12 protein-coding genes and 1 pseudogene are annotated in these 11,983 nt (G+C 61.6%); 5 read left to right on the plus strand and 8 right to left on the minus strand.

Features of this window, described 5'->3' with window-relative positions; all coding sequences use genetic code 11:
- Positions 1-63: 63 nt before the first annotated feature.
- The gene (locus tag AACY19_RS01540) at positions 64-399 is read right to left on the minus strand and encodes a hypothetical protein (RefSeq protein ID WP_339447264.1); all 336 of its coding nucleotides are present in this window, start codon (positions 397-399) and stop codon (positions 64-66) included.
- A gap of 178 nt (positions 400-577) precedes the next feature.
- Between AACY19_RS01540 and AACY19_RS01545 the strand changes: the two genes are divergently transcribed.
- Positions 578-2,221, plus strand: coding sequence for a sensor domain-containing diguanylate cyclase (locus AACY19_RS01545; protein ID WP_339447266.1), 1,644 nt, complete (start codon positions 578-580; stop codon positions 2,219-2,221).
- Here AACY19_RS01545 and AACY19_RS01550 read toward each other — a convergent pair whose 3' ends face one another.
- The 3 genes from AACY19_RS01550 to AACY19_RS01560 all read right to left on the minus strand — a co-directional run bounded on the left by AACY19_RS01550 (position 2,222) and on the right by AACY19_RS01560 (position 4,414).
- A complete protein-coding gene (locus AACY19_RS01550) occupies positions 2,222-2,515 on the minus strand; it encodes a hypothetical protein (protein ID WP_339447268.1) in 294 nt (97 codons plus the stop codon).
- A gap of 99 nt (positions 2,516-2,614) precedes the next feature.
- The gene (locus tag AACY19_RS01555) at positions 2,615-3,031 is read right to left on the minus strand and encodes a c-type cytochrome (protein WP_339447270.1); all 417 of its coding nucleotides are present in this window, start codon (positions 3,029-3,031) and stop codon (positions 2,615-2,617) included.
- 51 nt (positions 3,032-3,082) lie between these two features.
- Positions 3,083-4,414, minus strand: coding sequence for an aminotransferase-like domain-containing protein (locus tag AACY19_RS01560; RefSeq protein WP_339447272.1), 1,332 nt, complete (start codon positions 4,412-4,414; stop codon positions 3,083-3,085).
- A 90-nt stretch (positions 4,415-4,504) separates the two neighbouring features.
- Between AACY19_RS01560 and AACY19_RS01565 the strand changes: the two genes are divergently transcribed.
- The gene (locus tag AACY19_RS01565; RefSeq protein WP_339447274.1) at positions 4,505-5,398 is read left to right on the plus strand and encodes a DMT family transporter; all 894 of its coding nucleotides are present in this window, start codon (positions 4,505-4,507) and stop codon (positions 5,396-5,398) included.
- Positions 5,399-5,401: 3 nt separating this feature from the next.
- On the opposite strand, the gene AACY19_RS01570 is transcribed toward AACY19_RS01565, so the two are convergent.
- Complete coding sequence (locus tag AACY19_RS01570; RefSeq protein WP_339447276.1) at positions 5,402-6,217, minus strand: AraC family transcriptional regulator; 816 nt, start codon at positions 6,215-6,217, stop codon at positions 5,402-5,404.
- 132 nt (positions 6,218-6,349) lie between these two features.
- Between AACY19_RS01570 and AACY19_RS01575 the strand changes: the two genes are divergently transcribed.
- Entirely contained in the window at positions 6,350-6,868 is a 519-nt protein-coding gene (locus tag AACY19_RS01575; RefSeq protein ID WP_339447278.1) for a carboxymuconolactone decarboxylase family protein, read from the plus strand.
- A gap of 192 nt (positions 6,869-7,060) precedes the next feature.
- Positions 7,061-9,247 (plus strand): GAF domain-containing protein, encoded by a 2,187-nt coding sequence (locus AACY19_RS01580; RefSeq protein WP_339447279.1) that lies wholly within the window; start codon positions 7,061-7,063, stop codon positions 9,245-9,247.
- 12 nt (positions 9,248-9,259) lie between these two features.
- On the opposite strand, the gene AACY19_RS01585 is transcribed toward AACY19_RS01580, so the two are convergent.
- Complete coding sequence (locus AACY19_RS01585; protein ID WP_339447281.1) at positions 9,260-10,705, minus strand: SulP family inorganic anion transporter; 1,446 nt, start codon at positions 10,703-10,705, stop codon at positions 9,260-9,262.
- Positions 10,706-10,863: 158 nt separating this feature from the next.
- Between AACY19_RS01585 and AACY19_RS01590 the strand changes: the two genes are divergently transcribed.
- The gene (locus AACY19_RS01590; RefSeq protein ID WP_339447284.1) at positions 10,864-11,172 is read left to right on the plus strand and encodes a DUF7693 family protein; all 309 of its coding nucleotides are present in this window, start codon (positions 10,864-10,866) and stop codon (positions 11,170-11,172) included.
- On the opposite strand, the pseudogene AACY19_RS27785 reads toward AACY19_RS01590, so the two are convergent.
- Positions 11,163-11,240: pseudogene (locus AACY19_RS27785) on the minus strand (GNAT family N-acetyltransferase); the annotation flags it as partial. The gene AACY19_RS01590 and the pseudogene AACY19_RS27785 sit on opposite strands and share 10 nt — an antisense overlap.
- Before the next feature lie 172 nt (positions 11,241-11,412).
- Positions 11,413-11,946 (minus strand): cysteine hydrolase family protein, encoded by a 534-nt coding sequence (locus tag AACY19_RS01595; protein WP_339447286.1) that lies wholly within the window; start codon positions 11,944-11,946, stop codon positions 11,413-11,415.
- Positions 11,947-11,983 lie beyond the last annotated feature (37 nt).

An 11,983-nucleotide genomic window follows, 5' to 3' on the forward strand; every position in this document is an offset into this window, starting at 1 on the left:
TTACCGCAACCCAACGAAAAAGCCCGGCCTGATCAGCCGGGCTTTTCTGCGTTCAACCGGTGCTTATTGCACGGTTTTGAGCTTGACCACGTCACCGGAAATCTTGGTGGTGTAACCGGTCAGGACCCAGGCCCAGAACCAGTTTTCCTGAACCTGGGTGTTGATCATGGCGTCGCCGCCCTTGGCTTTGATCGCGGCGTTCTGGGCGCGCACGAAGCGGTTGTTCTGCTGGATCGGAATAACGCCGAACAGCAGCAGGCCGGTGGCCGTTGCTTCACTGTGGCCGATCACGGTGTATTGGTTGCTGTCGTAATGCTGGGTGTTCATCGGGGTGCCGGTGCAACCTGCCAGAACCGCACCGAACAGTGCAGCGGCGACTACTTTGCTGAGGTATTTCACTGAAAAAACTCCATAGGAAAACGCCCGTGATCCGTCTCTCGGGCGGCGCACACCTTACCGAAAATGATGGCGTACTGGTATCAATCCCGACAACTTTCATTTTGCCGCTTCGCTGGCAGCCCGTCGGCCATGTCGCATACCATGGCGCTACGCCAATCAAGACAGACCCTCATCGCCCATGCTCAAAGCCAGTCTGCGTAGCCACCTCACCCTCTGGTTCGCCGGTTTGTCCCTGTTGACGCTATTGAGCGTGGGTTTCTACGTCGGCCATATCGCCACCGAACAAATGAAACAGGCCAGTGGCAATGCCTTGCTCAACACCGCCCGTTCAGCCGCCTCGTTGCTGGGTGAGCAACTGCGCGAGCGGCAACTGGAGGTTTATCTGCTCAGCCGCGCTCCGCATCTGGAACGGGGTGATCTGGATAACCCGGCGATTCTGAAATCGATGCAATTGCGCACTCAGGCCCGCACCGAGTATGCGTGGATGGGCGTGACCGACGCCAACGGCAACGTGCATCAAGCCGTGAACAACTTGCTGGTCGGTCAATCAGTGCAACAGCGCCCGTGGTTTCAGGCTGGCCTGCGTGGCGAATACACCGGCGATCCTCATGAAGCCGTGCTGCTGGCCAAGTTGCTGCCGGACATGACGAATGGTGAACCGCTGCGTTTCATCGATTTCGCCGCGCCGATTCACAATGCCGAGGGTCAGGTGATCGGCGTGCTGGGCGCCCACGCGCACTGGAGCTGGGTGACGCGGATTGTCGAGTCGGCGGCGTTCTCCCACAAGAATTCCGCACCGGACATCGAAGCGCTGATCGTCGATCACGACGGCAAGGTGCTGTACCCCGAAGCGCTGATGGGCCAGCAACTGGCGGCGAATAATTCACCTGCGCCGGGCTGGTCGGTGGGCAACGGTTACCTGACCAGCATGGTCACTGTGCCGACACCCTCGAGCACCGCGCTGTCATGGTCGATTGCCGTGCGCCAGCCATTGGAAACCGCGCTGCAGCCGGCGCGCCTGCTCATGTATAAATTGCTGATTCTGGGCGTCGCTGCAGCCGTGCTCTTCGGTCTGGTGGCGTATTACCTGGCGCTGTACCTGAGCCGCCCGATCGAGCAGCTCGCGCGTTCGGCCAAACAGGTGCAACGCAATGAACCCGGTGCGCGTTTTCCACTGGACCATCCCGTGCAGGAAATTGCCCAGCTCGGCCAGTCACTCGATGCCATGACGCAATCGCTGCTCGGCAAAGAGCGTGAGCTGCAAGAGGCCAACGCCTCGCTGGAGGACACTGTCGCACAGCGCACGGCCGCCCTCACCCAGGCCAACGCTGAGCTGCTGAGTCTGGCCGTTCACGATGGCTTGACCGGCGTTTACAACCGTCGCCGCTTCGACGAAAAACTTACCGAATACACGCTGCTGTCCCGACGCACCGGTCGCCCGTTTGCGCTGCTGCTGATCGACGCCGACCACTTCAAACGGATCAACGATACCCACGGACATGCCATCGGTGATGACGTGCTCAAGCAGTTGGCAGCGCTGATTCAAAGCAGCCTGCGCACCACCGATTTCGTCGCCCGTTACGGCGGCGAAGAGTTTGCCGTGCTGCTTCCGGAAATCGCTCAACCGGACACGCCAGAGGTGGTCGCCGAAAAGGTTCGTGCGGCGATTGCCGATGCTATCTTCCCCGTTGTCGAACGGGTGACGGTGAGCATCGGCGTCGGCCTCGCCGATCCGGCAGACAACAGCCACGCAGCACTGATCAAGCGCGCCGATCAGCAGTTGTACAAAGCGAAAGCTGCAGGCCGTAATCAGGTGGCGTGATCAGCCCTTTTTCACCTCGCACATGCCGTTGGCTCTGTTCTTGCCGGTGTACGACACCCCGGCCGAACCATCGGGATTGATGCTCAAGGAAATGGTCACGCCAGCGCCCTTGGCTTCGAAGTAGTTGTCGTTGAATTTCTTCAGCTTGCCTTCCTTGCCGTTGATGTAGATCGGCCCGCCCTCATCGGCGTGGACTTCGATCTTGCCCGGACAGGTGGCGTTGAACATCGGGATCGCGGCCTGGGCCAATCCGGTGGCGAGTAACAGCGGCGCGGCCAACAGCAATGATTTCATGGTGTGCTCCCAGTGAGCGGCGGTGTGCCGGTGCGTTAGCAATAGCGCAAAAAAAGCGGCCAGACCAGTCTGACGATTGCACCGCCGGGCCCACAGCTTTCACGGTTGAGGAATATTGTCCGGAGCGTGCCCGTCGGCATCGAAACTCTGCAGATAAGCCAGCAGGTTTTCGACTTTCTCCTCATCACTCAGGCCCCAGAAAATCATCCGCGTGCCCGGCACCACGCCCTTCGGGTCTTTCAAATAAGCGATCAGCGTTTCGCGGTTCCAGGTCAGCCCCGAGTTTTTCATCGCATCCGAGTACACATAGTTCGCCGATGTGCCAGCGGGCCGGTCGATGATGGCATTGAGTGGCGGGCCGAAACCTGGACGGGCTGACTCACCGACCTGATGGCAGCCACCGCACAGGCGCGGGAAGATTTTCGCCCCGGCTTGAGGATCACCCGCAGCGTGGCTGAGCGGGCTGAACAGCACGGCGGTTAACAGGACGAGGGACAGGCGTGCGGTGTTTTTCATCGAGTGTTCCGGTTCGGCGTAAATCGGGCGGCGCAAGGGTAGCATTTGTTTTTACAGGTAAGCGCCGATGATCTGTCTGACCTTGGTCAAGGCCTGGCGCAGAACCTCCATCTCCACCGAACCCAACGCCAGACGAATCGCGTGGGGCACATTCGCCGATACGGCAAACGGCTCGGCGGTGGTGACGGAAATCTGCTCGTGCATCAACGCCACCACGATCTGATCGGCGCGCACGTCTTCCGGCAAGGGCAGCCACAGGAAATACGAAGCCGGATGACCGATGTACGGCAATCCCTTCAGCACGTTGGCCGCCAGTGCTTGCCGCGCCTTGGCATCGCTGCGTTTGTGCTCTTCCAGCACGCCGACCGTGCCGTCATCGAGCCAGCCACAGGCAATGGCCGTCATCACGCCGGGGGTGTTCCAGGTGGTGGCGCGGATGATGCGCTCCAGCGCCGGCACCGAGGGCTGCGGCGCGGCGATGAAGCCGACGCGCAGACCGGTGGCGATGTTCTTCGAAAGACCGGACACGTACACGGTGCGCTCCGGCGCCAATTGCACCAGCGCCGTCGGTGGATCTTCCACAAGAAACGCATAGGCCGCGTCTTCGATAATCGTCAGATCATGCTGTCGGGCGATTGCCACCAAGTGTTCGCGCGCCGCTAACGGCATCACCCAACCCAGCGGATTATGCAGGGTCGGCATGCTGTACACGGCGCGGACCGAGCGGCTGCGGCAGAGTTTTTCCAGGGCCTGAAGATCCGGCCCATAGGCGCCGACCGGGATCGCCACGACTTCCAGGTGCAGCGCCTCAGCCAACACTTTAAAGCCGGAATAGGTCAGCGCATCGGCGGCAATCACATCACCGGGTTTGAGCAACGCCATCAGCGTCACGGCCAACCCTTGCTGGGCGCCGTTGACGATCAGCACTTGCGCGGCATCGACTTGCACGCCGCGCGCGAGCAGATGCCGCGCCACCGACGCGCGCTCGTGGCTGCGACCGGCGTGGGGCTGATATCGCAGCAAAGCTTCCAGATCACCGGACAACGCCAATTGCCGCAACGCGGTGCGCAATGACTCCGCCTGACCAGGCAACGATGGGTAGTTGAAGTTGAGGTCGATCATGCCCACCGCCACGTCTTTCTGATCGATGCCCTGCCCCGGCGACAACACGGTTTCGCGCACGAAGGTGCCGCGCCCGGTTTCGCCGCTGACCAGGCCCATCGCCTCCAGCTCCGCATAGACCCGCGACGCTGTGACCAACGCCAGCCCCTCCTGCGCCGCCAATTGCCGGTGAGTCGGCAAGCGCGTACCCGGCGCAAGGCGCCCGCCGCGAATATCTGCCGCGTAGGCATCAACGATGTTTTTGTAGCGCGAACGCGGCATGCTCGATGTATCCATGACAATTTTTTGATTGTGCTGATTCTCGATCCTACGATGATCGCAACGCAACCCCACTGCCGAGCGCGACCTGACATGGAACAAACCTCGAACCTGACCACCCCGGCCCTGGAAAAAACCAGCGGCTGGATCAACGGCTTTATCGGCGTGGTGATCTTCAGCGGCTCGCTGCCAGCGACGCGGCTGGCGGTGCTGGAATTCGACCCGGTATTTCTCACGGTGGTGCGCGCGGCCATCGCCGGCGTTTTGGCCGTTGCGCTGTTGTGGTTGTTTCGCGAGCGACGTCCGGCGCGCAATCAGTGGCTGTCATTGTTGATCGTGGCGCTGGGCGTGGTGCTCGGTTTTCCGCTGCTCACAGCGCTGGCGCTGCAACACGTCACGTCGGCACATTCGATTGTGTTTGTCGGATTGCTGCCCTTGGCCACGGCGATTTTCGGCGTGCTGCGAGGCGGCGAGCGGCCACGGCCGGTGTTCTGGTTTTTTTCCGTGCTGGGCAGTTCGCTGGTGGTGGGTTACGCATCAGCTCAAGGCCTGACCGCTTCGCCCACTGGCGATTTGCTGATGCTGGCGGCGATTCTCGCCTGCGGCCTCGGCTATGCCGAAGGCGCGAAGCTGTCGCGCAGCCTCGGCGGCTGGCAGGTGATTTGCTGGGCGCTGGTGCTGTCGTTGCCGCTGATGGCGCTGTCGAGTGTCTGGCTGGCACCCGTCTCGCTCAGGCAGATCAGCCTGTCGGCGTGGCTGTGCCTGGCTTACGTGTCGTTGTTCAGCATGCTGATCGGGTTCGTGTTCTGGTATCGCGGTCTGGCCCAGGGCGGGATCGCTGCAGTCGGTCAGTTGCAGTTGCTGCAACCGTTTTTCGGCCTGGCCCTGGCGGCAACCTTGCTGCATGAACAGGTCAGCCTCGGCATGCTCGCGGTGACGCTGGGCGTGATCCTGTGCGTCGCCGGGGCAAAGAAATTCGCCAAATGATCCTCAGGCACCGGCCTTCCATTCCCGTGGACTGAGCCCGGTCTTGCGCCGAAACGCCCGCGCCAGCGCCGAGGGACTTTCGTAACCGACCTCCTCGGCGATCAACGCAATCGGCTTGCCTTCGCGCAGTCGCTTCTGCGCCAGGCTGACCCGCCAGCTCAGCAGGTAATCGGCGGGCGTCTGCCCGACCACGCGGCGAAATTGCTCGGCAAAACTGGCGCGGGACATATTCGCGACGCTCGCCAGCTCAGCCACGCTCCACGGCGTGTGCGGTTGCTCATGCATCAGGTTCAAGGCTCGGGACAAGCGTACATCCGCCAGCCCGGCGATCATGCCCGGTTGCTGTTCACGGCTGCTGATCAGATGACGCAACAGCAAAATCACCAAGAGCTCAAACAGCCGATCCATCACCGCCATCCGCCCGCAATGCCCCTCGAAGGCTTCCCTGAACAGCCACTCGACCGTGCTGGCCAGTTCGGGGATTTCAGTCAGTTCAAGCACCAGATAATCCGGCAGTGCGGCGGCCAGGGCATTGCCCGAGCCACCGTCAAAGGTCAGCGTCGCGCACACCACCTGGCTGTGCATGGCTTCGTCAGCAAACATCCGATGGGCAAACGGTCGGGGAAAGAAAATCAGCGACGGTTCAGTCAGATGCATCTCGCGTTCATTGCCCGCCTTGATCAGCAACTCACCCGCTTGCAACAGATGCACATGGCCGACGGGTTCGCCCTCATGCAGAGCGACACCGCAGAACGTGCCGCTGTGAAAGGTTCCGGCGTTTACGCCGAAATGGCTGAGCAACGTGGACAAACGATCCATGGGTGACTCCCGTCGACATGTCTGGACGATCTGTCGCATATCGTCGACGATTTGCCGCCAAAGCGCTACCCGCCGTGCCTACCATTCACTCCATCGCCGGCGCACTTCGCACCGGACTTTCGGAGCATCACCATGAGCCGCATCAACGTCATCAGCCTCGACACCGCCACCGACGCCACCCGCACCGTGCTGGAAGGCGTGAAAAGGAAGATCGGCTTTGTGCCGAACCTGTTCGCGACACTGGCCAGAGCGCCGGTTGCCCTCGACACCTATGTGCAAGCCTCGGCCATCCTCGGCAAGACCTCGCTGAGCGCCCAGCAAAAAGAAGCGGTGTACCTCGCGACGTCGCAAGTCAACGGCTGCGACTATTGCCTCGCGGCGCACACGCTGTTTGCCGGCAAGTCGGGTCTGTCGGCGCCGGACATCGTCGCTGCGCGCGAGGGCGAACTCAATGCTTATGCCGCACTCGCCCGCCAGTTGACCGAGCGCCGCGGCCACCTGAGCGACACGCAGATTGCCGCCGCCCACGCCGCCGGTATCGATGACGTTAAAATGATCGAAGTGATCGCCCTGGTAGCGGTTCAGACCCTGACCAACTACCTGAACAACACCGCGCTGACGGACATTGACTTCCCCGCCATCGACGCGTGACAAACGCCTGATCGAAACCTGTGGCGAGGACGCCGGCGCCCTCGCCACAAATCGTTTTGTCTTGCACATCGTGCCATGATGTACAAAGACCCGAATCCACTGCAGTGCAAGGACGCCCTCCGGCGTACTGAAACCTTGATCACCCGTAACGGTCTTTCTACACATGCTGACGTCAGGAACGACACGCCCCCTATGACACAATGGTTGCAAGACAACAGCGAGATGGCCGAACAGATTCGCGGTCACGACTGGGCGAACACGCCCCTTGGCCCGCTGGAACACTGGCCTGATGTGCTCAAGACCACCGTTTCGTTGAGTCTCGCTTCGCATTTTCCGCAGGCGATTGTCTGGGGCCCTGAACTGATCACGATCTTCAACGACGCGTTCAAGCCGATCCTCGGTCGCAAGCCGCCGGCGCTGGGGCGTCCGTTCAGCACGATCTGGAAAGAAGCCTGGCGCGACATCGGTCCGATTGCCGAGGCGGCGTTCGCCGGTAAAGCCACTTACATCGAAAACTTTCCCTTGATAGTGGAACGCGGCAGCGGCCCGGAACAGGCTTACTTCACCTTTTGCTACAGCCCGATCCGTGACTCCCTCGGCCGCGTGGTCGGCCTGCTCGACACCGTCACGGAAACCACCCATACCGTTTTTCTCAACCAGCGCCTCGTCGTGCTGGAGGCAATCGGCAGCGCGGTGACCAACGCCAGCGACGCCAGGTCGATTCTCGCCGCGAGCACGCGTCTGATGGTCGAGCAACTCAACCTGTCCAATTGCGCCTACGCCGACATGGATGCCGACGAAGACGGCTTCACCATTCGTGGTGACTTCGCCGCCGCCGGCTCCCCGAGCATCGTCGGGCACTACAGCCTGCGCGACTTCGGCGAAAAAGCCGTGACCTTGCTGCGCGCCGGCCAGCCGCTGGTGATTCATGACAATCGCGCCGAACTGCCGCCAGAGGAGTCGGCAACGTTCCAGGATATCGGCCTCGCCGCGACCATTTGCGTGCCGCTGATCAAGCAGGGCCGGCTGACCGCGCTGATGGCCATTCACGACAAGGTGCCGCGCACCTGGTCGTCGTTCGAGCAGGCGCTGTTGAGCGAAGTGGCCGAGCGCTGCTGGGCGCACATCGAACGTGTGCGTGCCGACGCCGAAGTACGTCAGGGGCTGTTGGCGCTGGCAGAACTCAATGCCACGCTGGAACAACGGGTCGAGGAACGCAGCGTGCGTCTGGCCCACGCCGAGTCGGCGTTGCGCCAGTCGCAAAAGCTCGAAGCCATCGGCCAGCTCACCGGCGGCGTGGCCCATGACTTCAACAATCTGCTGACGATCATTCGTTCTTCGGTGGATTTCCTGCGGCTGCCGAACCTCTCGGACGAGCGGCGCCAGCGCTATATGCGCGCGGTGTCCGACACCGTCGAGCGCGCCGCGAAACTGACCAGCCAGTTGCTGGCCTTCGCCCGGCGCCAGCCACTGAACCCGGAAGTCGTCGATGCCGGCGAGCGTCTAGCGAACATTGGCGAGATGCTCGAATCGGTCACCGGCGCGAAAATTCACATCAGCGTCGAACGCCCGAGCCAGCCCTGCTATATCCGCGCCGACCTGAGCCAGTTCGAGACCGCGCTGATCAACATTGCCCTCAATGCCCGCGATGCCATGGACGGTCAGGGTCTGCTCAAGCTGCGCCTGGAGGGCGGCAAGCCATTACCGGTGATCCGTGCGCATGCCGGCTCAAGCGCGCCGTTCGTGGCGATCACTTTGGCCGACAACGGCATCGGCATCGACGCGAAAACCCTTGAGCATATTTTCGAACCATTCTTCACCACCAAGGCTGTCGGCAGAGGCACCGGCCTCGGGCTCTCGCAAGTGTTCGGTTTTGCCAAGCAATCGGGTGGCAACGTCGACGTCTCAAGCGTCGTCGGCGAGGGCACGGTGTTTACCCTGTACCTGCCGCAAGTCGACGCCAGCGTGGTGGCCGCGCCGCAGGGTAGCGAAACCGGGAAACTGCCGCCCGTGGATATCCAGCGGCGGGTGCTGGTGGTCGAGGACAATCTGGAAGTCGGTCGTTTCGCCCAGCAGATTCTCGAGGATCTGGGTTACGAAACCCTCTGGGCCACTAACGCCGAAGAAGCGCTGCAACTGGCGGGCGCCGATGCCATGGCGTTCGACGCGGTGTTTTCCGACGTGGTCATGCCGGGCATCAGCGGCGTCGCGCTGGCTAGGGAGTTGCGCCGCCGACGCCCGGATCTGCCCGTGGTGCTGACCTCGGGCTACAGCGAAGAACTGGCGCGCAGCGGTTACGAAGGTTATGAGTTCCTGCCCAAGCCCTATTCCGCCGAGCAGGTCTCGCGCATCCTGGGCAAAACCTGGCTCAAGGACTGATCGACGTCCCAGTCAGTCGTGATCGACGCCGGCACGTTTGAGCAGTTTCTTGCAGCGCTCCGACAGATGAAACACCTGCAGATGCTTGCCGGCCTTGGTGTAGCGCTCGCGCAGGGTTTTCAGCGCGGCAATCGCCGAGTAATCGACAAAGCTCAGATGCCGGCAATCGAGCGTCACTTTCTGCGGGTCGTTGGCCGGGTCGAACTGATTGAGAAACGGCGTAGTCGAGGCGAAGAACAGTGTGCCGTGCAGGCGATAGAGTTTGCTGCCGTCGGCTTCCAGATGCTCATCGGCGTACAGTTCGCGGGCCTGCTGCCAGGCGAAGTTGAGCGCGGCGATGATGATCCCGCACAGCACCGCGGTGGCCAGATCGGTGAAGACGGTGATGGTGGTCACGGCGATAATCACCAGCACATCGTTGAGCGGTACTTTGTTGATCACCCGCAGCGAGGCCCAGGCGAAGGTCTGCTGTGACACTACGAACATCACGCCCACCAGCGCTGCCAGCGGAATACGCTCGATCAGCGGCGACAAAAACAGAATGAACAGCAGAATCAGCACACCCGCGACCACACCGGACAAGCGTCCGCGACCGCCGGAGCTGAGGTTGATCACGGTCTGGCCGATCATCGCGCAGCCGCCCATGCCACCGAACGCCCCCGACACCATATTCGCCGCGCCCAACGCCACGCACTCGCGATCCGGGTAGCCACGGGTTTCGGTGATTTCGTCGGTGAGGTTGAGGGTCAACAGGGTTTCCAGCAGACCAACCAGCGCCATCAGAATCGCGTAAGGCGCAATGATACGCAGGGTTTCCAGATTCCACGGGATGTCCGGCAAGGCCAGGGTCGGCAGGCCGCCGGCGATGTGCGCCATGTCGCCGAGGGTACGGGTCGGCAGGCCGAACAGGTAGACCAGCAGGCCGACGCCGAGGATCGCCACCAATGCCGGCGGCACCGCTTTGGTCAGACGCGGCAGGATGTAGACGACGGCCATGGTCAGCGCCACCAGCCCGGTCATCAGGTACAACGGCGTGCCGCTGAGCCAGTCTTCACCGCTCTTGAAATGCTCCAGTTGTGCCAGCGCAATGATGATCGCCAGACCGTTGACGAATCCGAGCATCACCGGGTGCGGCACCATGCGCACCAGTTTGCCCAGGCGTAACAACCCGAACGCCACCATGATCAAACCGCCGAGCAACACCGTCGCCAGCAAATACTGCACGCCGTGTTGCACCACCAGCGCGACAATCACCACCGCCATCGAACCCGCGGCACCGGAGACCATGCCGGGACGGCCGCCAAACAACGCGGTCAACGTACAGATGATGAAGGCGCCGTACAGGCCCATCAGTGGATTGAGGTGAGCCACCAGCGCAAATGCAATGCATTCGGGCAACAGGGCGAACGAGGTGGTGAGTCCGGCCAGGACATCGGCGCGCAGACGAATCGGTTTCATGGCTTACCTGATTGAGCAGCCGTCGAGCGCAGCTGCAGATGTTCGGAAAAAAGAAGGTTGCGGATGTTACGGAATTGTCGCGGATCGGGCCAGTGAACACTGACACTTGTCGATCTGCGCTTTATGCTGGCGCGCTTGAATATCCACTGAGTGCAACCATGTCATCTTTTCTGACTGCCCGCGAAGTGTCGCAGCGTTTGCGTGACGCGGCGTTGGGCGTGCTGGTGTTGAAGGTCTGTGAAGCGCCTGCCGAAACCGCAATGGTCATGGTCGATATCGAGGGCTGGCGCCTGCTGCTGGACTTCGAAGGCGAACGCCTCCATCACTGCGAATTCGCCCGCAATGCCGATGACCATGAAGGTTCACTGGCGTCATGGCAGCGTTACGGCACCGACCCGGTGAGCCTGCTCAGTACCTGGGAGCTGGCGCAGATCGAGGGGTTGCTGCGCGAGTACGGTCAGCCCTGACGCAGATCGAGCAGGTACGTGTAGTAACCGGTATCGCGCACATAACCCAGGGATTCGTAAAGGCGACGGTTGCTCATAAAAGCCCCGGTAGGCATCGAACAATTGCGCCACGGCCTCCAGGTGGGTCGAATCGGCTCGCTGTACCTGAATATTCATAGCCCCGCCTCGCGATTGCGACCTGGTGATTGAAAGAGTGATGTCGGAATGCAGGAGCAAGCTTTGCTCCTGCAAGGGTCGTGATCAGAACGTGATGTCGGCTGCGGGTTTGACGTCGACGCGAGCAGTAGCGCCGGTCAGATGCGCCAGATCCTTGTTGTGTTCGGCAATGATGTCTTCGGCAGTCATGTTGCCGTTGTCGACGGTGGAGTGCGCGTCGCCGACGAGCACCACGTCGTAACCCAGATGATGGGCCTGGCGCACGGTGGCGTTGACGCAGTAATCGGTTTGCAGCCCGCAGATGACCAAACGCTCGAAGTCCTCACTCGGCAGCAGTTTGCGCAAGTCGGTCTGGTAGAACGAATCCGGGGTGGTCTTGCGCACGCGCAAGTCTTTGGGTGAGGTTTCAAGCCCTTCGGCCAGTTGCCAGCCCTCAGCGCCATAGGCCAGCGGACTGTCCTTTTCCTCATGCTGGATCAGCACGATTGGCACGTCAGCCTTGCGCGCACGGCGGCTGAGATCGTTGATGGTGTCGATCACGCGGTGGATGTCGTGGCATTGGTATTCACCCGAGCAGAGGGTGCGCTGGACGTCGATGATCAGCAATGCGGTGGTCATGGTGAGCCTTCCTTGATCAGTCCTTGAAACCGGGGCG

The sequence above is a fragment of the Pseudomonas sp. EA_5y_Pfl2_R50 genome, assembly GCF_963970475.1.
Lineage (GTDB): Bacteria > Pseudomonadota > Gammaproteobacteria > Pseudomonadales > Pseudomonadaceae > Aquipseudomonas.